The 20,645-nt window shown below is 61.4% G+C and carries 19 protein-coding genes and 1 pseudogene; 15 read left to right on the top strand and 5 right to left on the bottom strand.

The features are described from left to right. Positions 1 to 65: 65 nt before the first annotated feature. The 3 genes from M0D67_RS16695 to M0D67_RS16685 are packed head-to-tail and all read right to left on the bottom strand — an operon-like array spanning position 66 to position 3,210. Positions 66 to 1,055 carry a tyrosine-type recombinase/integrase gene (locus M0D67_RS16695; protein WP_086909898.1) on the bottom strand — a complete coding sequence of 330 codons (990 nt, stop codon included), beginning with the start codon at positions 1,053 to 1,055 and terminating at the stop codon, positions 66 to 68. Continuing rightward, the gene (locus tag M0D67_RS16690) at positions 1,052 to 1,969 is read right to left on the bottom strand and encodes a tyrosine-type recombinase/integrase (RefSeq protein WP_266239199.1); all 918 of its coding nucleotides are present in this window, start codon (positions 1,967 to 1,969) and stop codon (positions 1,052 to 1,054) included. The genes M0D67_RS16695 and M0D67_RS16690 overlap by 4 nt, the downstream gene beginning before the upstream one ends. Continuing rightward, complete coding sequence (locus M0D67_RS16685; RefSeq protein WP_266239198.1) at positions 1,963 to 3,210, bottom strand: tyrosine-type recombinase/integrase; 1,248 nt, start codon at positions 3,208 to 3,210, stop codon at positions 1,963 to 1,965. Before M0D67_RS16685 ends, M0D67_RS16690 begins: the two co-directional genes overlap by 7 nt. A 682-nt stretch (positions 3,211 to 3,892) precedes the next feature. Between M0D67_RS16685 and M0D67_RS16680 the strand changes: the two genes are divergently transcribed. Further along, complete coding sequence (locus M0D67_RS16680) at positions 3,893 to 4,630, top strand: IS6 family transposase (RefSeq protein ID WP_233465033.1); 738 nt, start codon at positions 3,893 to 3,895, stop codon at positions 4,628 to 4,630. Positions 4,631 to 4,725: 95 nt separating this feature from the next. Here the strand turns inward: M0D67_RS16680 and M0D67_RS16675 are convergent, their stop codons facing one another. Beyond that, a complete protein-coding gene (locus tag M0D67_RS16675) occupies positions 4,726 to 4,875 on the bottom strand; it encodes a hypothetical protein (RefSeq protein ID WP_154565356.1) in 150 nt (49 codons plus the stop codon). Between the two features lie 535 nt (positions 4,876 to 5,410). Here M0D67_RS16675 and M0D67_RS16670 point away from each other — a divergent pair. Both M0D67_RS16670 and M0D67_RS16665 read left to right on the top strand, forming a co-directional pair. Then, entirely contained in the window at positions 5,411 to 5,653 is a 243-nt protein-coding gene (locus M0D67_RS16670; protein WP_233465032.1) for a reverse transcriptase N-terminal domain-containing protein, read from the top strand. Positions 5,654 to 6,212: 559 nt separating this feature from the next. Continuing rightward, positions 6,213 to 6,422 (top strand): annotated as a pseudogene (locus tag M0D67_RS16665) (ankyrin repeat domain-containing protein); the annotation flags it as partial. A 12-nt stretch (positions 6,423 to 6,434) separates the two neighbouring features. On the opposite strand, the gene M0D67_RS16660 reads toward M0D67_RS16665, so the two are convergent. Next, entirely contained in the window at positions 6,435 to 7,130 is a 696-nt protein-coding gene (locus tag M0D67_RS16660) for a GntR family transcriptional regulator (RefSeq protein WP_154565355.1), read from the bottom strand. 505 nt (positions 7,131 to 7,635) lie between these two features. Between M0D67_RS16660 and M0D67_RS16655 the strand changes: the two genes are divergently transcribed. The 12 genes from M0D67_RS16655 (at position 7,636) to argE (ending at position 20,643) form a co-directional block, all read left to right on the top strand. Beyond that, the gene (locus M0D67_RS16655; RefSeq protein WP_266239197.1) at positions 7,636 to 8,364 is read left to right on the top strand and encodes an aspartate/glutamate racemase family protein; all 729 of its coding nucleotides are present in this window, start codon (positions 7,636 to 7,638) and stop codon (positions 8,362 to 8,364) included. After that, on the top strand, positions 8,361 to 9,851 hold the full coding sequence (hydA, locus tag M0D67_RS16650) for a dihydropyrimidinase (RefSeq protein WP_266239196.1): 1,491 nt from the start codon (positions 8,361 to 8,363) through the stop codon (positions 9,849 to 9,851). Before M0D67_RS16655 ends, hydA begins: the two co-directional genes overlap by 4 nt. Before the next feature lie 109 nt (positions 9,852 to 9,960). Beyond that, positions 9,961 to 10,818, top strand: a complete 858-nt coding sequence (locus tag M0D67_RS16645) for a transporter substrate-binding domain-containing protein (protein WP_154565352.1) — start codon at positions 9,961 to 9,963, stop codon at positions 10,816 to 10,818. A gap of 13 nt (positions 10,819 to 10,831) precedes the next feature. Then, complete coding sequence (locus tag M0D67_RS16640; RefSeq protein WP_266239195.1) at positions 10,832 to 11,479, top strand: amino acid ABC transporter permease; 648 nt, start codon at positions 10,832 to 10,834, stop codon at positions 11,477 to 11,479. Positions 11,480 to 11,546: 67 nt separating this feature from the next. Then, a complete protein-coding gene (locus tag M0D67_RS16635) occupies positions 11,547 to 12,335 on the top strand; it encodes an amino acid ABC transporter ATP-binding protein (RefSeq protein WP_154565350.1) in 789 nt (262 codons plus the stop codon). A 22-nt stretch (positions 12,336 to 12,357) separates the two neighbouring features. Then, positions 12,358 to 13,716 carry an amidohydrolase family protein gene (locus tag M0D67_RS16630; RefSeq protein ID WP_233465031.1) on the top strand — a complete coding sequence of 453 codons (1,359 nt, stop codon included), beginning with the start codon at positions 12,358 to 12,360 and terminating at the stop codon, positions 13,714 to 13,716. Beyond that, a complete protein-coding gene (locus M0D67_RS16625) occupies positions 13,713 to 14,909 on the top strand; it encodes an ABC transporter ATP-binding protein (RefSeq protein ID WP_233465030.1) in 1,197 nt (398 codons plus the stop codon). Before M0D67_RS16630 ends, M0D67_RS16625 begins: the two co-directional genes overlap by 4 nt. 86 nt (positions 14,910 to 14,995) lie before the next feature. Further along, positions 14,996 to 16,054: an ABC transporter substrate-binding protein gene (locus tag M0D67_RS16620; RefSeq protein WP_154565349.1), complete on the top strand. Its 1,059-nt coding sequence runs from the start codon at positions 14,996 to 14,998 to the stop codon at positions 16,052 to 16,054. A 6-nt stretch (positions 16,055 to 16,060) separates the two neighbouring features. After that, entirely contained in the window at positions 16,061 to 16,912 is an 852-nt protein-coding gene (locus tag M0D67_RS16615; protein ID WP_233465029.1) for an ABC transporter permease, read from the top strand. Beyond that, positions 16,905 to 17,753, top strand: a complete 849-nt coding sequence (locus tag M0D67_RS16610; RefSeq protein ID WP_266239194.1) for an ABC transporter permease — start codon at positions 16,905 to 16,907, stop codon at positions 17,751 to 17,753. The genes M0D67_RS16615 and M0D67_RS16610 overlap by 8 nt, the downstream gene beginning before the upstream one ends. A 38-nt stretch (positions 17,754 to 17,791) precedes the next feature. Next, on the top strand, positions 17,792 to 19,291 hold the full coding sequence (locus M0D67_RS16605; RefSeq protein WP_168435901.1) for an amidohydrolase family protein: 1,500 nt from the start codon (positions 17,792 to 17,794) through the stop codon (positions 19,289 to 19,291). A 155-nt stretch (positions 19,292 to 19,446) separates the two neighbouring features. Then, on the top strand, positions 19,447 to 20,643 hold the full coding sequence (argE, locus tag M0D67_RS16600; RefSeq protein WP_154565348.1) for an acetylornithine deacetylase: 1,197 nt from the start codon (positions 19,447 to 19,449) through the stop codon (positions 20,641 to 20,643). Positions 20,644 to 20,645 lie beyond the last annotated feature (2 nt).

Below are 20,645 nucleotides of genomic sequence, written 5' to 3'. Positions count from 1 at the left end.
GATGGCTCAAGCAAGGAAAATCCTGTCGGCACCATCTTTTCCACTCCGCATAATATTGCGTGCGTCTACCGTGTCATCAAAAGTTCAATGAGTTGATCGGGTGGGCGAAAGTGTCCCTTCCGGAGGGTCGGCGGGATAGTTGAGTTCATGGTTTCGAGCAGTGTCGTTGTATCGGCCCGCAGATACATCTCCGTCGTTTGGGTACTGGCGTGACCCAGCCACAACGCGACTTTGCGAATGTCACCTGTCGATTGCAGGATTGAAAGGGCGCATGAATGTCGAAGGCAATGGGGAGATACGCTCTTCGTTAAGAGACTTGGACAACGCTGTGCCGCCGTTTGGACATGTTTGTCCAGAATGTACTCGAACCCGGAGCGAGTCATCGCGGCTCCGCGTGCATTGAGAAAGACCTCCGTCGCTTGACCCGTAGGCCGCAGCGCTAACCAGGCACGCAACGCGGTGGCCGTTTCTCGCCACAAGGGCAAGGCGCGCTCGCGCCGGCCTTTGCCGAGAACGAGAATGCTGAGCCGAGGATTAAAACTCAAGTTCTCCAGACGCAAACCAACTAACTCGGATACGCGTAACCCTGCTGAGTAGGCGACGTACAGCATGGCGCGATCACGAATACCGTCACGGCTGTTCGGCGACGGTGCATCGAGCAAGGCTTGCATTTCGTCGCGGTTGAGATAGTCGACCAGGCGCGTGTCGGCGCGTTTCATGGGGATCGCTCGAATGCGTTGGATCTGCCCAAGGGCTGACGGTTCCCGGTACTCGATAAAGCGCATGAAGGCACGGATCGCGGCCAGGCGAACATTGCGGGTAGCGGGACTGTTGGCACGCTGGGTTTCCAAATGGTTTAGGAAATCAAGGACCAGCGGTGCATCGAGCTGTTCCAATCCCAGCGCCGAAGGTCTGACCTTCAGTCGCTTGGCGGCGAACTCGAAGAACAGGCGCAGGGCCAATGCGTAAGTATCACAGGTACGCTCGCTGGCCCGACGTTCCACGGGAAGACGCTCGCGTAGAAAGACGCTGACATGGGTGGCAAGTGGGGTCATGAGGTGGCTCCTTTGAAATAGTCCTCGCACCGATTGGCGATGCCGCTGAGCAACTGTGGCGTGGTATGCAGATAGACAAACGTGCCGGTGAGTTTCACGTGGCCGAGATAGGTGGACACCGCGAGCACATGCTGGCGGACGTAGTCGTAACCAGGCGGGCAGTTCTCCAGCGCTCTAACGGCCCAGCTGTGCCGTAGGTCATGGATTCGAGGTCGCGGGCCTGGTCTGCCGGGATCCGGCTCCAGTCCTATCTCCCGCACCAGAGTCCGAAAGGTTTCCTGCACGGCCGAGTAGCGAAGGCCACGACGGCGCATCGAGATGAAGACGTGGTCGTCCCCTCCGCCGAGTTGCCAGCGGCGCTCCAAATAGCGCTCCAGCCCTGCCTGCGCGCTTGGATGTAGCGGTATCAGGCGGCTCTTATGGAATTTGGTTGTACGAATCACAAGACCGTCGACGGTGATATCCTCGAATCGCAGTGCTAGTGCCTCCGAAATCCGCATCCCCGTCACTGCCAGCAAGGAGAATAGCGTGCAATAGGTCCACGGCCGCAAGGAGTCGGAGGGTTGCAAGCGTGCGGCTTGCTCCAGAAGCTGATGGATTTGGACTTCCGTGAAGATGAAAGGGCGATACAGTAATCGCTGACGTGGAAATACATTCTGGCGTGGGACTTCATGCTGCGTGTCCTCGGCCTGTGCGTGGCGGGCGAAAATTCTTATCGCCTCAAGACGGCGACCGCGTTGAGAGGCAGACGGAGCCAAAGCAGCCCATTCAAGCGCAGTCTGTTCGCGTATGTGAGTATCGCCGCGTGCGGTGGCAAATCGAGCGTAGTTGCGCAGGAAGCCTTCGGTGACCCGTAATCCGAAGCCCGCCGAGCGCCGTATGGCCAGATAGGCGTCGATGGCTGGGGTTAGCATGGCGAAACCTCCGGCCACGGTTGCGCCAGCTCGCGTAGCAACTTCACGTCGACCTTCGCGTAATGGGCCGTGGTATCCAGCGAGCGATGACGTAACAATACGGCGATGCTCTCAAGGGACGCACCCTCTGCCAGTAACGCTGTGGCGGCGGAATGGCGCAATAGATGCGCGCCATGGGCAGGGGCGCTCACACCGGCGCGATGAATAGCACTTTTTACGATAGCGGAAACGGCAGTGCTGTTCGTTGGAAAGGGCCCTACCGGTGACGCGACCCGTAGAAACAGGTGGTCCGATCTCACCGCGGGGCGTGCCGTCGCCAGGTAATGGGCGATTGCATCCCCGACCTGCTGAGGTAGCGGTAGCTGAACCATACGGCGCGACTTCCCCATGACCCGGACAGTCGCCTGCGCCCAATCGATATCTCCCAGACGCAGTGCATAGATGTCGCTCGCACGCAGCCCCAAGCGCGCCAGTAGCAGAAGGATGGCGCGGTCGCGGGCTCCAGTGACGGTTGCCGAGTCGCATGCGCCTAACACGCGTTCGACATCTGCTGCAGGCAAGTAGCGTGGCAGCGCCGAAAGGCGCCAACCCCCAATGGTTGGAATCGCAACGTCCAGGCCAACCTGGCACTGACCCTGGGTGATGAGAAAGCGGATAAACGCGCGTAGCGCTGTGATCACCACTCTGGCTTGCGACCTTCCGTGCCGGCTCGCCCGATCGAGAACGAAGGCGCGCAGGCCGGCGATCGAAAAATCTCGGGGATTGCTGCCGAGTGTCTGCAAAAGATCAAGAATAGTCCGGCGATATGTGTTGAGAGTCGTGTCTCGCATCCCGTGATGCCGGCGCATCCACTCGCAAAACTGCAAGAACAGCGGTGGCATCGTCGATCCAGTCGCGGTTTGCTCCACCGGGGAGATCACGCCCGCCTCTCGGAGGTGTCGCAGAAATGCGCGTGCTCCGCGCAAATCATAGTCGTTTACACGCTTGAACCGTTTGCACTCACAGGCATGCAAGTGTTCCTTAAACTCGTCGATGTCGGCCTTCTCAAGATCCGCCAATGATCGCGCACGACCCCGTTGCCAGTAGCTCAAATGCGCCGCCGAACGTAGATACCGCTGAATGGTGCCTGGCCTATATCCCGTGCCAGTCAATGCTACAACGAAGCCGTCCAGATAAGGTTCGGCAGGCGTCTGTTGGATAAAATTCAACGTGTCAACGTTCGGGAAGTAGCTCGTCCACATGATGTTCTCCTTCGCTGTGTCGGTGATCGACAAGCAGAAGCAGAACACCAATTTTTATGCGCAGTCCAGCAGCAAGTCGGCGACGCTATCTCGTTGATAGATCTTCCTAAACTGTCCAGGAGATCGTGGCCACTCCGCAGAAAAATGGACTCCGCTGAATACCCGGCTTCACAGCTACTACGGACCCATCCGCCACCCTCTCGCCTTCGGCCCACTTCCCGGGTTCGCCGGTTATAGGACCTACCTTGCTCCGGCGATTTCGCGCCGGGGCGAGGAGGGCTTCTCCAGTTGCTCAGCATGTCCTTGCCATCGTGCCGTCGCTTCCACCCCGCCGAAGTGGAATAGCCGCATCGGTCAGATTTCGGCTACCCATGCTGCCTTCACCCTCACGGTTGCGGGCTCGGCCTTCGGGTCTCTTCACTTTCGAGGCCACATCCACGTTCATCTTCATTACGGCCCGATGACTCGCACGCCCCCCAAGGAGACGGCCGTCGATAGGCTTCAGAGTCTTGGTTTCCCGCCACCCTGCTATCCAAGCTACGGGGCTTCTGACTTCTACCCCGGCAGGTCTATCTCCTGCTGAACACGCCAGCCTTAGCTGGACACACAACCGTGCGTAAACCTCTCGATTTACACCGCTCCCGGGCACTGTCACGTTGCAGAGATGGTCAAGTAAGATCGGGTGATGAAGAATGCAAAATCGCTTTACCACGGTCATCGCTCTCCGGCGGCGGTCATCAGTTGCGCGGTACGCTGGTATTTCAGGTTTCAGCTCAGCCTGCGTGATATCGAAGAACTGCTGTCCGAGCGCGGGGTTATCGTCAGCTACGAAACGGTCAGACGCTGGTGCGATAAGTTCGGTGCGGGCTTCGCACACCGTGTGAAAGCGGCGCGTCGCAGGCCCGGCACCACATGGCACCTTGACGAAGTATTTGTGACGTTGCGCGGCGAGCCTTACCTGTTGTGGCGCGCCGTCGATCAACACGGTGCCGAACTCGATATCCTGCTACAGAAGCGCCGCGACAAGGCAGCAGCGAAGCGGTTTTTCAAGCGCGTGCTTGCCTCGTGTACTGAGGCACCGCACAAGATCGTGACCGACCAGCTGCGTAGCTATCCGGCGGCGAAAGCCGAGATTCCCGCACTGGCTCACGTCAAGCACGTCTTCGTCAAAGCCAGCGCGCGGGTCAACAACTGGGCGGAAAACAGTCATCAGCCGACGCGCGAACGCGAGCGACGCATGCGTGGCTTCCGCGATCCTGAACGCACGCAGGCTTTCTTATCGAGCTTCGGTCCTATCCGGCAGCACTTCGCGCTCAAGCGACATCTGCTACGCGCCTCACTCTATCGCAAACAGCTCGCCGCACGGTTTGCCGCCTGGCATCGTTTCACTGAGGCCACCCAAGTTCCGTCCGTTTTCTGAGCAAGCGTGCATATTCTCCGCTTTTGCGTCGCAAGCAATTTAACGTGACAGAGCCCTGAAAAGCATTGGCGGGACAGCGAACTCGGACAAGCCGCTCAGGTCGCCTCGGGAAACAGGAGCAAGCGATGCTTGTCACCGTTGCCTTTAGTGACCTCCCCCGTGTCCGCCTCCCCCGTGTCCGCCGCGTCCATGTCCGCCGCGTCCACCGCCATGCCAGTGCTCGTAACCGTGCCAATGGTGGTCACCTCCCCGTCCACCCCAAATATTGATCGTCCCATACGCCGGGACGTAGACGGGTCCAGACGGGTATCCATACGCAGAATCGTATGGCTGGGCATACCCACCGTCTCCATAACCCGGTGCGACTGCGCAACTACTCACACTTGCTGCGATGCCAAGCATTGCAATAATCCTAAGCACGGTGTTCATCCTAATGGCGAGTTGAGGGAGCGCTTTCGAAGAGCGAGGACTTATCGCCCTCGATCGTTCCCAGTCCCATTATCGATATCTGCGTCTGATGTAGGCATGGCGCGAAAATGTCATTTTTGACATTTCAGGAAACGCGCATCGGCCCACGCGCCCGATGTGAGCATGCCGCCGAGGGAACGTTTAGGGTCAGCGGGCCGACGGACAGCCTGCAGCAGCGATCCGGGGGGGCGTGTGACGAGCGAGCGGGGATGGTCGACGGCAATACATCACCCGACGCGAAAGCGGGCAGACTTCCTCATGGCCTCTCCTCACCAGAGAGTTTGCAGAACCATCTATACGGAAGGAAAGCAAATGAGTGCAGCAATACGGGCGCGTGCGCCTTCCGGCGTGACGTGGGACGGCATCGATTGGGCCAATGTTCAACGCCAGGTAAGAAGGCTGCAGACACGTATGGTGAAGGCCGCACAGGCCGGCCGCTATAACAGGGTAAAAGCCCTGCAATGGCTGCTGACCCACTCGTTCAGCGGCCGTGCATTAGCCGTGAAGCGGGTGACTGAAAACAAAGGCAGGAACACCCCGGTGTGGACAAGGTAACGTGGAAAACACCGGCGGCAAAGGCCAACGCGATTGCGTCGTTGAAGAGGCGGGGTTACTCGTCCCTTCCGCTTCGGAGCGGTTTTTATTCTGAAGAAAAACGGCAAGACGAGGCCGCTCGGGATACCGACGGTGATCTCATAATGCACCTCTCACAGTTGAGTGTTGGAATGCTGCGGTTGAACCGTACTTTGAAGCCCGCTGGGGCAAGAAGACGATGAACTCGCCAAGGGGCAGGGTCAAACTCTACCGCGTCTGGCTACGGCAGGATGGCCTGTGTCCGACCTGTCAGGAACCGATCGCACCGGGCAGCCCTTGGGCGACCCGGTTCATTGTGAAAAGAACCGAAGGCGGATCAGGCGCGGCGAGCAACATTCAACTGCACCATCCCGATTACCATGGAAGTCAATATGCCGGGAAGTAAGTTGTGGACGCGGGTATCGAAAGATGCCTTTGCAGAGGCTTGAGCCGTGTGGATCGAAAGACCCATGCACGGTTCTGAGCAGGCTGGACGCGGGTAACCGCGCCCAGCTACCCGACAAAACCGTTGGGCATGCCCTGCAATGTCTATCAGACCAACAACGCAGGCGAAACCGCGCTCTCGTTTGCGCCGCTGTTTCGCCGCCTCGATATGATCCCGGTGCTGGTGGCGCACGGCGCAAACGCGAACCATGTGGATGCGCGCGGCGGCACCGCGCTGCAAATGGCTATCGCGCAGCGCAATACGGCGGCGGCAGATGCACTGCGCCAAGCGGGTGCGACGGAGTGAAGCTGGGCTAGCTCAGGAAAAGATCGCTTCGATATCCGGCGACGCGTCTTTCACCTCGTCGAAGTTCAGTGTTGCTTCGATATGCTGCAGGTGTTCCAGCATGCTCGCCGCAGCCTTTGCTTCGTCATGCGCTTCGATTGCATCAATCAGATCACTGTGCTCGTGATGCGGGCACGCCGGGGCGTTGGGCTTGTCGTAAAGCGTGATGACGAGGCACGTCAACGGCGCGAGTTCTCGCATCATCCGCAAGAGGATTTCGTTGTCGATCATCTCCGCGATCAGCACATGAAACTCGCCTGACAGCCGGATGATGGCGGGCCGGTCATTCTGCTTACGCGCGTCGCTTTCCTGCCGCACGTGCTTGCGTAACGCACGCACTTGCGCCGATGTCGCGGTGCGGCTCAACAGCCTGGCCATTTCCGGCTCGATCATGCGCCGCGTGACAAATACGTCTCGCGCCTGCTGGACGCTCGGGCTGGCGATAAAGGCCCCGCGATTCGGCACCAGCTCGACCAGCCCCTCGTGGGCAAGCTTGTTGAGCACTTCGCGAATCTTGGTCCGGCTCACGCCCGAGACTTCCGCGAGCCGCTCCTCAATCAATTTTGTACCGGGTGCAAGGCGATGCTCAAGCACCGCCTTCTGGATGCGGCCATAGATTTCCTCATTCGTAAACGGCGCCTTGGGCGCGGCAGCTTTACTGGCAGGCATGGAGGAGGCTCGGCTCAAAGGGCTTCTCGCAACTGGGCATGGATCGATGATAGAGCAATCACGCGCGTTTTTGTACACAAAAATTTGGTGGAGCGCTCGCATCGAAACCATGTTCTAACGGAGGATACTGTAATTTTTTTGTATACAAATGTCCATCGGCGCTTATCGAGCCTGACAACCTGGAGATCTCTTTAGCAGGCGCCTTTTGGCCCGTGCAACAACCCTCATTTGGTGCCAGTGATTCGATTTTGGTGCGCCCGCGCACCATCTGCATGCAAGCGCGCGTGTCGTAGATTCCGCCATGTTCCATTGACGTTCGTTCCAGAGAAGGTTCTCAGGAAGCAGCCGTTTCCACTATCGATCGCGCATCCATCATTGCATACAATCTCTTTTATATTGCGTACAAATACTATGATTTATGTTGGCATAAAGTTTGCATTATGAGCATCCAGCAACCATCTTTTTCCGGCGCGGCACGCCAGAAGCAACCCTTGATATGGAAATCATGACGCAACGCACTCTGATTGGCATGTTAACCCCGTCTTCCAACACGGTTCTCGAACCGGTGACTTCGGCGATGCTCGCGGGCCTGCCCGACGTCAGCGCGCATTTCGGCCGCTTCCGGGTGACCGAGATCGCGTTGTCCGAACAGGCGCTGGCCCAGTTCGATGACGAGGAAATTCTCGGCGCGGCAGGGTTGCTCGCCGACGCGAAGCTGGACGTGATCGGCTGGAACGGGACATCGTCGGGCTGGCTCGGGTTTGCGGCAGACGAGCGTCTGTGCCACAGCATCACAGAACGCACCGGTATTGCCGCCTGCACCTCGGTGCTCGCGCTCAACGAGATTTTCGCCATGACGGGCGTGCGTCGCTTCGGTCTGGTCACGCCATATCGCGACGACGTGCAGGCAAAGGTCATCTCAACGTATGGCAGCGCCGGCTTTGAATGTGTCGGTGAACGTCATCTGAACAAGCAGGACAATTTTTCGTTTTCGGAAGTCAGTGCGGACACGTTGCGTGAGATGGCGCGTGAAGTCGCAAAGAGCAAACCCGATGCGATTACGATTTTCTGCACCAATTTGCGCGGCGCGCCGATCGCTGAAGAGCTCGAAGCCGAACTCGGCATTCCGGTGTACGACACCATCTCGACGGTGGTCTGGAAAGCGCTGCGGATGAGCGGCATCGATACGTCGCGCGTTACCGGCTGGGGCAGCCTGTTTCGGGAGGTCGCATGAGCGACGCGGCGGCCTTCGACCTCGTGATCCGCGACGCGGATATCGCCACGGCGGCCGACCGCTTCACCGCCGACATCGGCGTACGAGACGGGCGCATCGTCGCGCTGGGCAGCGGACTGGCTCGGGGCGCCAGCGAGATCGATGCAGGCGGCCGCCTCGTCACTCCAGGCGGCGTGGATAGCCACTGCCACCTGGATCAGGACACCGGCAACGACAGCGTGATGGCCGACGACTTCCTGAGCGGCACGGTTTCCGCTGCCTGCGGCGGCACCACCACGGTAATTCCGTTTGCGTGCCAGCAGAAGGGAAAAACGCTGCGTGCGGCGATCGATACGTACCACCGACGCGCCGACGCCCGCGCGGTGATTGACTACGCCTTCCATCTGATCGTCACCGATCCCACGCCGCATGTGCTCGACCAGGAGCTGCCGCAACTGATCGAAGAAGGTTATACGTCTTTCAAGATCTACATGACGTATGACGCGCTCAAGCTGAATGACCGTCAGATAATCGAACTGCTCGCACTGGCCCGCGTCCACGGCGCCATGGTGATGATTCATGCCGAAAACGCCGATTGCATTGCGTGGCTCACCGAAGCGCTGCTGGAGGAAGGCATCACCGCGCCGATCGGGCATGCGCTGTCCCGCCCGATGCTGGTCGAGCGCGAAGCGACGCATCGCGCCATCAGTCTCGCGCAGCTGGTCGATACGCCCGTGCTGATCGTGCACGTCTCCGGCCGCGAAGCGATCGAGCAGATTCGCTGGGCGCAAGGACATGGCCTCGCAGTCTACGCCGAGACATGTCCGCACTATCTGCTGCTGACCGAGGACATGCTCGAAGATGGCCCTCGCGGCTATCAATGTATCTGCAGTCCGCCGCCGCGCGACGAAGGCAATCGCCAGGCCGTCTGGGACGGACTCGTGAACGGTACGTTTCAGGTGCTCTCCTCCGACCATGCGCCGTTCCGCTTCGACGGTCCGCACGGCAAGCAGGTGGCCGGCGAAAACCCGCGCTTCGATCAGGTGCCCAACGGCATACCGGGTCTCGAGACGCGCATGGCTTTGCTGATGTCCGAAGGCGTGATGAACGGACGCATCGACATTCACGCCTTCGTCGCACTGACCGCAACCAATGCCGCGAAGCTCTACGGTCTTTATCCGCGCAAGGGTTCAATCGCAATCGGCGGCGACGCCGATCTGGTGATCTGGGACACAGATCGTGCCTTCACGCTCACCAACGATGCGTTGCACCACAACGTCGACTACACGCCGTACGAGGGTTGGCAGATGAAAGCGTGGCCGGCGCTGACGCTGTCGCGCGGCGACGTAGTGTGGGACGGCGTGCAGCCCAGCGGCACGCGCGGCCGCGGCGAGTTCCTGCCGGCCTTGCGCCCGCAACTGGCGCAACCGCATCGGCCGTTGAACCCACGCATTGACGCTCACCGGGTGCTACCGCGCTTTGCCTTTCCCGCCGTCTATCGCGAGTAGGAATGGCCTTGCGGACTCGCGCGGAACACGCAGTGCATTCGGCACTTTCCGCGCCGCTTTACATGCTGTCTTTATAACGTACGAACTGTGATTTTCTCTGGAGAGCCTGATGTCCGAACGATTTTCGCGTCGCCAATTCCTCCAACGTGTTGGCGCGGGTGCAGCCCTCGTGTCGATTGGGCTGCCCCGCCTTGCGATGGCCGCCGGGCTCACGCTTGACGACATCAAGAAGGCCGGGGTGCTGCGTATCGGCTGCGAAGCGACCTATCCGCCGCTGACGTATCGCGACGCGAGCGGTGCGATGATCGGCTACGACGTGGATCTCGCCAACGCGTTTTGCCGCAATCTCGGCGTCAAGGCGCAGTTCATCGACACGGTCTGGTCGGGCGTGATTCCGTCGCTCTACACGAAGAAGTTCGATCTGGTGATGAGCAGCCTGAGCTACACGGTCGAGCGCGAAAAACACGTGGACTTCTCCGTGCCTTACGTCGAGGCCTCACAGGCATTGCTGATTCGCGCGGCGGATCTGAAGAGCGTCACCAGGCTCAACGGCATGAACGGCAAGGTGCTCGGACTCAAGCTCGGCTCGCCGGGTCAGATACTCGAACCGAAGCTCGATGCGCAATTGAAAGCAGCGGGCGGTGCGGGTTTCAAGGAAGTGAAAACCTTCGACGACCATCCGGCCGCCTATATCGCGCTGGCAGAAGGCAAAGTGGACGGCGTGCTCAACACGTTGCCGACGCTTTCGCTCGTCCTGAAGAATGCGCCGGGCAAATACGCTATCGTCAAGGGCATCGGCGCGGATAACTGGGCGGGCATCGCAGCACGTACGGATGACACCGCGCTGATCGGCTTTATTGACCAGCAGCTGCGCAAGTTCAGAACAGACGGCACGTTGCATTCGCTGCAGCAGAAGTGGTTTGGTTTCGACATGAACTTGCCGGATGCAATTCCGGTGCTGTCCTGAGAGCGCGGCGTCCATGGACTGGAGCATTATCGTCATGGCGTTGCCGATCCTCGCGGTCGGCCTGCTCGCCACGCTGAAGGTTTGTCTCGCGGCCATCGCGATTGGTATCGTGCTCGGCTTCGCGCTGGGTTTCGGTGCGCTCAGCCGCTTCAGGGCGGTTCGCATCGCCGTACTGGCGTACGTAGATTTCGTGCGCGACACACCGCTGCTCGTGCAGATCTTTCTCGTCTATTTTGCGCTGCCCGTCATCGGCATCAACTTCAACGAGTACTGGGCCGGCGTCATCGCGCTCAGTCTGAACGCGGGCGGCTTCATCTGCGAGATCGTGCGCGCCAGCATGCAGTCGGTCGATCGCGGCCAGACTGAAGCCGCGCAATCCATCGGCATGCGTCACGGCCAGATCGTTCTGCACGTGCTCTTTCCGCAAGCGTGGCGGCGCATCCTGCCGCCGCTCACCAACGAACTGATCTCGCTAATCAAGGGTTCAGCGCTGCTGTCCGCGATCTCCGTGTATGAGCTCACGCACGCCGGTCAGGAAATCATCGCAACGTATTTTTCGCCGTTCGAGATTTTCCTGCTGATCGCCCTCTACTACTACGCGCTGATCTCGGCGCTGGCGTGGCTGTCGCGCTACCTCGAGCGGCGACTACCGCAATACTGACTTCATGAGCTCGGGTTCCAGCATGTCTTCCACCGTTACCGTCTCTAACCTGACCGCAGCGTCCGCTATGGACGCCGCCGCGCGCGTGCATGAAGGCGGAGCTGCAACGCTACTGTCCATAGAAGGGCTGCACAAGCGCTTCGGCGACAAGGTCATCCTGCCCTCCGTCTCGCTGGAGGTCGGGCACGGCGAGACCGTGGTGCTGATCGGGCCGTCGGGTTCGGGCAAGACCACGCTTCTGCGCTGTCTCAACTTCCTGGAGAGACCGGACGGCGGCACGATCCGCCTTGGCAGCCAGCGTATCGGGTTGTCGGAGCAAGGCCGCGCGCTGCCCGAAGCGGAACTGGCGCGACAGCGCAGCCGCTTCGGCTTTGTGTTTCAGCGCTTCAACCTGTTCGCGCATCTGAGTGCACTGGATAACGTCGCCGCCGGCCCGCAGCGCGTGCTGGGACTCTCGCGCGACGCGGCCCGCGCTCGCGCACAAGTTGCCTTGGAAAAAGTCCACCTAGCGCAGCACGTCAACAAGCGGCCCGCGCAACTCTCGGGCGGGCAGCAGCAACGCGTGGCGATTGCCCGCGCACTCGCGATGGAGCCGCAGATGATCCTGTTCGACGAGCCGACCTCGGCGCTCGACCCGGAACTCGTCAATGAAGTGCTCGACGTGATGCGCGATCTCGCCGCGGCCCATATGACGATGATGGTCGTGACACACGAGATGAGCTTCGCGCGCAACGTCGCGCATCGGGTGGTCTTCATGGACGCTGGCGCCATCGTCGAACAAGGCACGCCCGGCGACGTCTTCGGCCGTCCGCGCGAAGAGCGCACGCGGCGTTTCCTGCAGCACCTGCACACCTGAACTGAACCGGACCACCTGGCTGATGACTGCCCCACCTATCGAGCTTGACCTTGACCTGTTGCTACTGGGCGCCACCGTCGTGACGATGGACCCGGCCCAACCGCTGTTGCACGACGCGGCCATCGGCATACGCGGTAACCGTCTCACCTTTGTCGGCCGCGCCCAGGATCTGCCGGTGCAGACACGCACGCGGTCCACGCGCCGGCTTGCCGGACGCGTCATCGTACCCGGCTACGTGAACGTCCATACCCACGCCATTCTGACGATGGTGCGCGGCGTCGCCGAAGACCTAGGCTTTGCGCCCGCCTACACGCCAGGGATTCCACACGGCCATGACGTGCGCCCAGACGAAGCTATCGCGCTGGCGCGTCTCGGCGCGCTCGAAGCGATGCTGTTCGGCTCGACGCTGATCAACGACAGCTACGTCCACGCCGATCTGACCATGGGGGCCATGGCCGACCTCGGCCTGCGGGTGTATTCATGTGGCCGCCTGCACGACGTCGATTTCTCCGGCGTCGCGGACGGGCGCTGGGAATACCACGCCGCAACCGGCGAGCGCACGCTCAACGACGCGCTGGCGCTCGCTGGCCGCTGGCATCGCAAGCGCAACGGGCGCACCGGAGTCCAACTCGCCGTACATGCGCCCGACACCTGCTCCGACGACTTTCTGTGTCTGATTGCCGACGCAGCACGCACACATGATCTGGGCGTGACGACTCATCTCGCGCAAAGCCGTACCGAAGTTAGTGTAGTGAAGCAGCGTTCTGGTAAAAGCCCCGCGCAGTTGCTTGACGAGGTCGGACTGCTCAACGAAAGGCTCGTGGCGGCGCACTGCCTGTATCTGGACGACGACGACATCGCACGCGTCGGACGGGCCGGCATCACGGTGGCGCACATCCCCAAGGGCAACGCAACGGGCGGCACGATGGCGCCCACGCCGCGTCTGCGCACCGCCGGCGCGCGCATTGCATTGGGCACCGACAACATGCACGCCGATATGACCGAGGTGATGCGCTGGGCGCTGGCCATCGCGCGCATCCAGTTGGGCGAAGTCGCTGCGGACTGGCAACCCGCCGATGCGCTCACCATGGCGACGCACAACGGCGCGCAGGCCATGGGACTCGGCGACGAACTCGGCTGCCTCAAGACAGGCTGGCTCGCCGACCTCGCCATATTCGATTTCCAGCGCGCGCATCTGATTCCGCATCCCAGTCCGTTGGGCACGCTAGTACACACGGGACTTGGGCGCGATGTCGAGATGGTCATCGTGGACGGGGAGATTGTGGTCGACGGCGGCGCCCCCACCCGTTGCGACGCCGACGCGGTCATCGCTGCTGGAAAGCACGCCGCCACGCAACTATGGAAAAGGGCTAGCGCATGAGCACCCCGCACAGTATCGATTCGCAGTCGAGGCACGACTCAGCCGGCACCGGGACCTTCGTCCCTTCAACTACGCAAGCGCGTGCCTCGCAAACCGGTGCCGCCGTGCAGATGCGCGGCATCCAGCATCGTTTCGGCACCGTACCGGTTATCGAAGACGTCGCGCTCGACATTGCCGCAGGCGAACTGGTTGCGTTGCTCGGTCCGTCGGGCTGCGGCAAAAGCACGCTGTTGCGGATTCTCGCCGGCCTGCAGATGCAGTCCGAGGGTGAAGTGCATATTGGCGGACAACGCGTGGACGGCCTCGCGCCACGCCAACGCGGCGTGGGCATCGTCTTCCAGAACTACGCGCTGTTTCCACACATGACGGTCGCCGCCAACGTCGCCTACGGTCTCGAAGCCAACGGCGTCGCGCGTCGTGATGCCGCTCACAAGGCGCTGCAGATGCTCGAAATGGTGCGCATGGAAGCATTCGCGAAGCGCTATCCGCGTGAGTTGTCGGGCGGTCAGCAACAACGCGTGGCACTGGCCCGCACGCTCGCCGTCGAGCCGCGCATCCTGCTACTGGACGAGCCTTTTGCGGCGCTCGACAAAAACCTGCGGCTCGATATGCAGATCGAAATCCGCCGTCTGCAGCGCGAGTTGAATATCACGACCGTGATGGTGACGCACGATCAGGAAGAGGCAATGAGCATGGCCGACCGGGTCGCAGTGCTCAATCGAGGGCGGCTCGAACAATACGACTCGGCAGTCGCGATCTACGATCAGCCCGCAACCCCCTTCGTCGCCACCTTCGTCGGCACGGCGAATCTGCTGCCGGTCACCTTGCGCGTGCACGGCAGCCAGTGCCTGGCAAACTTCGACGATGGCGCCGTGCTGGCCGTCGCTCAGCCCGGCCCGTGGCGCGATGCCGGTGCGGCGCTGCTGGCGGTTCGCCCCGAGCAATGGGCGTGGCAGTTGCCCCAACCGGGCGCCAGCGCGCGTCAGCTGCTGGCTACAGTGCAACTGGCGATGCCGATCGGTCCCACGCTGGTAGTCGATCTGCAGACCGATGCCGGACAGACCGTGAAGATTTCCGTGCCGCGCGCCGAGGGTGCCGACTTGCGCCCGGGCTTGCGCGTTGCGCTCGATTTCAAGTCGGGTGCGCGAGTGCGCACGTTCAAGGCGGCGCAACCCAGTAACGCAGGTGTTTAGCGCATGGTCACAATCGTCCTGGTCTAACGCGCCGCCCGCTTCGTTATCGCCGGTTCATCCTGTTCAACTATCCATCCAGAGGTCCTATGTCGCTGATCGATCACCAACGTCGCAAGCTCCTGCAACTGATGGGAGCAGCGGGGGCTGTCGGCCTGTCGCTCGGCAGCCCGCTTGCCATGGCTGCGTCCGAATCCCTCGCCGCCACCACGTTTCCCGGTGCGTGGGAAGAGTCGCAACGCAAGATCCTGTTGCCCGCGTTTCGCAAGGCTGCGGGCGTGAGCGCCGTGCTCACCGCATCGCAAGCGGTCGACACACTGACAAAGCTGGTGGCCGCGCGCAATAACCCGCCGTTCGACGTGGTCATGATGGACGAGGGCCCCTACCTGCAGGGCATCACGCAAGGCGTGTTCGAACCCATTCCGGCAGCCCGGGTGCCGAACCTGGCGAATCTGCCCGCGCACTTCATCGACCCGAAGGGTCTGGGCGCCTATGTGTCCGCGCAGGTCTATGGGATAGCGTACAACACGGAGCGCGTGAAGACCACGCCGAAATCCTGGAATGATCTGCTCAAGCCGGAATTCAAGGGCCGCGTCGGCCTCGTGAGTCTCGACTCCACCTTGGGCACGGTATGGATGGTGGCGCTCGCCAAGATGCTGGGCGGCGACGAAGATCACATGGACCCGGCGTTCGATTACATCAAGCGGCTGATGCCGAACGTCGGCGCGGTTGCCGCCAATCCGGGCGCACTCGGCACGCTGTTCCAGCAAGGTCAGGTGGATATTGCCTGCCACTACATCAACAACGTGGAATCGTTGAAGGCCAAGGGCGTGCCGGTGGCGCTCGCGCGCCCCGAAAGCAACTGGGGCATGGTGCGCAGCACGATGAATATCGTGAAGAACACCCAGGCGGCGAATCTCGCCGCGGCGTATATCAACACCGCGTTGAGCATCGAAGTGCAGCAGCAGATGACGAGCGCGCCCTACTACGTCGCGCCGACCAACACGAAGGTGCCGTTCGGCGCAGCGCTCGCCGCTGTCGCTCATAACGCCAATGACATGACGTCGTTCGTGCAGGTCGACTGGGCACGCATCAATCCGCGCCGCGCTGAATATATCGACCGTTTCAACCGTCTGATCAAGGTCTGACGCATCATGAACGCGAATCACCGGATGCCGCGCGACTGGCTGCTCGTGCTGCCACTGGGCCTGTTCTTCATCGCGTTTGTGGGCGTGCCGCTCTTGCTCGTCGCGCTGATCAGCCTGCACAACGACACAGCCATGACGCATTTCGGCATTCGCCAATACATGGTTTTCTTTGGCGACGGATATAACCGCGGCATCCTCTGGCAAACGCTCTGGCTTGGTGTGGCGACCACGCTGGTGACGATCGTGCTCGGCTATCCGGTTGCGCATCTGTACGTGGTGAGCCCGCCGCGCTGGCGGCGTGTGCTGATCGTGCTGATCCTGCTGCCGCTTCTGACCAGTTCGGTGGTGCGCACGTTTGCGTGGGTCGTGATTCTCGGCAATGAAGGGCTGGTCAACGCGCTGCTGGTGGCGCTCGGGCACACGGGCCAACCGGTCAAGCTCCTGTACACGCCGCTGGCGGTGATCCTCTCGCTTGCGCAGATCGAATTGCCGTTGATGGTGTTGCCGCTCGTCACCACGCTCAGTTCGCTCGACATGCGCTTGCCCGAGGCGTCGCATGCGCTGGGCGCCAGCAGCTGGCGTACCTGGTGGAAGATCACAGTGCCGCTTGCGATGCCGGGTTTGCTCAGCGGAACCTTGCTGGTGTTTACCGGCGCAGTCAGCGCGTTCGTGGTTCAAACCCTGGTGGGCGGCGGCCAGCTGATGTACATGCCGTTCTACATCTACGAACAGGCCATCCAGACGCAGAACTATCCGTTTGCGGCGACGCTTGCCGTGATTCTGCTGGTGAGCGTGCTGCTCGTGGTGACCTTGCTCAACTATTTCGGCCGCAAGACTAGAGGGTTTGTCCATGGCTAAATCCACGCTTGCCGCGCCGGGCGTTATGCCGGCGCGCCGCACCCAGCCAGGTCGCCAGTCGTTCAATGCAGTGATGGGCTTGATGGGCGGCATCGGGCTGTTGATGCTGATCGGGCCCACGCTGATCGTACTGGTGACGTCGCTCACATCGGGCTACTCGTTGAAGTTTCCGCCGCCGGGACTGTCATTGCGCTGGTATCAGGCGCTGATCTTCGATTCGCCGGAGATCATCGACGATTTGCTGTTGAGCCTGAAGCTGGCTGCCGCTGCGACCGCCTGCGCGACCGTGCTGGCGGTAGCCGCCGCAGTGACGCTCGCGCGCCGCCGCACGTTCGCTGCGCGACTGCTGGATTCGTTTTTCATGGCGCCGCTGACCATTCCGTCGCTGGCGCTGGGTCTGGGTATCCTGATCCTGTTCAATCTCGAAAGCGCGGGGCTCTCGTTCTACAGTCTGCTCGCCGGACATATCGCGCTGTGCGCACCGTATGTGCTGTACACGACGTCGGCCAGTTATGCGCAGCTCGATCCTGCGCTGCTCGATAGCTCGACATGCCTCGGCGCGGGCGGCTGGTTCACGTTCCGCCGCGTCGTACTGCCGGCGCTGGTACCAGGCATTGCGTCGGGGGCGTTCATTGCGTTCATGAATTCGTTCGATAACGTCGCGCTGTCACTGTTCCTGTCGGACGCGCGATCCGAAGTGCTGCCCATCCACCTGTGGCATATCATCGAGGACAGCCTCGACGTCCGTGCGGCTGCGGCCTCAGGCGTGCTGATTATCGCCACCTTGATTTCCATGCTGCTGATGGAGCGGCTCGCTGGCTTGTCGCGGCAGTTTTGCTAGCCGCCGCAGTCCACCCTTCCTTCGATCTGGTAGAACCCGTGCGCAAGATACTTTCCAACGTCAAGGCATTACAGGGCACCGAACAGCGTTATGAGCCGCGACGCGTCGACGTCGTGATCGAAGGCGAGCGCATCGCCGCTATCGTGCCGGGCGGCAGCGCGACCGACGGCGAACGCATACCGCTTGACGACTGCCTGCTGGTGCCGGGGCTCATCAACGGCCATCAACATTCGCACGAGCATTTTCACAAGGGACGGCTCGAAAACCTGCCGCTCGAGTTGTGGATGCACTACGTGCGCGCGCCGCGCCCCGTGAAGCTGACGCCGCGCCAGGTCTATCTGCGAACGTTGATTGGCGCGCTCGAATCGCTGCGCAGCGGCACAACCACGCTCGTCGACGACGTGAGCCTCGGTCAGGCCATTGACCCCGCCGCTGTCGACGCTATCTTCCAGGCTTACGAGGACTCGGGAATTCGCGCGCTCGTGGGGTTCTCGATGATGGATCGCGCGATCGTCGATAACTTCCCGGAGGTCGACAGCATTTTCCCGCCCGCGCTGCTTTCGCAACTACGTGCGCAGCCGCGGCCCTCTCCCGATGCGTTCTTCGCGCTGCTGGAAAGCGAGTTGGCGCGCCGCCATCCCCAGCATGATCGGGTGGGCATGCTGATTGCCCCTTCCGCACCGCAACGCTGCACGCCAGAATTTCTCAGGCGTTGCCGCAAATTCGCCGACACGCATGATCTGCCGGTCATCATCCACGTTCAGGAAACCCGCTTGCAGGTGGTAACGGCGCAAGCCTTCTACGGCAAGTCCATGGTGATGCGCCTTGCCGAACTGGAATTTCTGCGGCCAGGCACGTCGCTGATCCACGCGGTCTGGTTGTCGGATGCGGAGATCGCGTGTCTGGCTCAATCGGGTGCGAGCGTGCAGCACAATCCATGGAGCAATCTGATGCTCGGCTCGGGCATTCAACCGGTGCGAGCGCTGCTCGATGCGGGCGTCAACGTGAGTCTCGGCTCCGACGGCTGCGCGTCGACGGTCACCGTCAATATGCTCAACGTGCTTGGCAGCGCCGCAGCAGTGTCGAAGATACGCGGCGACGATTATTCGCGCTGGTTGTCCGCAGCTGAAGCGCTGCGTGCGGGGACAATTGGCGGCGCGACAGCGCTCGGACTAGGCAGCCAGCTCGGTGCAATCGAGCCGGGTTATCGCGCCGACCTGGTCGCTTACCGGACTGACACGATCAGCTTCACGCCGTTAACCGATCCGGTGCGGCAACTGGTGTATGCCGAGCGCGGCGCCGCTATCGACAGCGTGTTTGTTGCGGGCGAGGCAGTCATGCGGAACGGACGACTCACGCGCGTCGATGAAGGCGCGCTGCTGCGGGAGATCAACGCCGCTTATCAGGCATTGGGCGCGGAGTTCGACCTCGCGGATGAATCCGTCGCGCCGCTGCGCGCGGAGATGGAGAAGGTCTACGCGCGCGCCCAGGCACTTCAGGCCGAATGGCAACCTCATACAGCGAAACTGGCCGGTTGACGACGACGGACTCCTGCACTAGGCAATCCAGATGCCAGCTGGTGCCGGGCTTGCGACGCGCAGCTTTGCGGGGCCGCATACGTTGACGTACACATTGCGAATTTCGTCCGCCTACAATCGTTCGATGTTATTCGGAGGGCCCGACGGCACACGTGATGTTTGATAAGCCAACACTGAACACTAACGAACGCCCCGCCTATCTCGCGTTGGCCGACGAACTGATTCGCTACGATACGACGAGCAGCCGCTCGAATCTCGGCCTGATCGAAGCGATCCGGGACCGCCTTCGAGCCCATCAGATAGAAACGCTGCTGATCTATGACAGGGCGAGGCAAAAAGCAAATCTGTTCGCGACACTGCCGGCCTTTAACGGGGAAACGAATGGCGGCATCGTGCTGTCCGGGCACACCGATGTCGTTCCCGTAACCGGCCAGAACTGGTCAAGTGATCCCTTCGATCCGACCATCCGCGGCGATCGGCTCTACGGCCGCGGCTCGTGCGACATGAAAGGTTTTATCGCAGTGACGCTCGGCCTGTTGCCCGACATCCAGAAGCGCTGGCTACGCGAGCCTGTTCACTTCGCCTTCTCTTTCGACGAGGAGGTCGGCTGTCTCGGTGCGCCCCTGCTTCTGACTGAACTCGCGGAACGCGGCATCCGGCCGGCAGGCTGCATCGTCGGCGAACCGACCAGCATGCGGCCCGTCGTCGCTCACAAGGGCAACAACGCCTACCGATGCTGCGTGAAGGGCGTGGCCGCCCATTCGTCGCGCACGCCGAGCGGCGTCAACGCGATCGAATACGCCGCGCGCCTGATCTGCCGAATCCGCGATACGGCCGATACCCTGCGCCGCAACGGCCCGTTCGATCGCGCATTCGACGTACCGTTTTCGACGGCACAAACCGGCCTGATCAAGGGCGGCGTCGCAATCAACACGATTCCCGAAGATTGCGAATTCTTCTTCGAATACCGCAATCTGCCCTCCGAAGATCCGGAAAGGTTCTTTGAACAGATCGCCCGCTATGCCCGCGAGGAACTCGAACCACAGATGCGCGAAGTCTCCAATGCCGCGGCGATCTCGTTTGAAAAGGTCGGCACGACGTTGTCGCTCGACAGCGCTGAGCAAGCCGCCATCACGCGACTCGTGCGCACGCTGTGCAATGACTTTGAAACACGCAAGGTGACTTACGGCACCGAAGCCGGCCTGTTCTCGCAAGCGGGAATCCCCACGGTGATTTGTGGCCCGGGCAGCATCGACGATGCGCACAAGGCAGACGAATCCGTCGAACTCTCGCAGCTGGCCGAATGCGACCAGTTTCTGCGGCGCGTACTCGACACGCTCACGGCACCCTGAAT

The organism is Paraburkholderia sp. SECH4, assembly GCF_030511745.1.
In the GTDB taxonomy this organism is placed as follows: Bacteria; Pseudomonadota; Gammaproteobacteria; order Burkholderiales; family Burkholderiaceae; genus Paraburkholderia; species Paraburkholderia madseniana.
The sequence above is the reverse complement of the archived record's forward strand: the minus strand, read 5'-3'. Positions and strand labels throughout refer to the sequence as shown.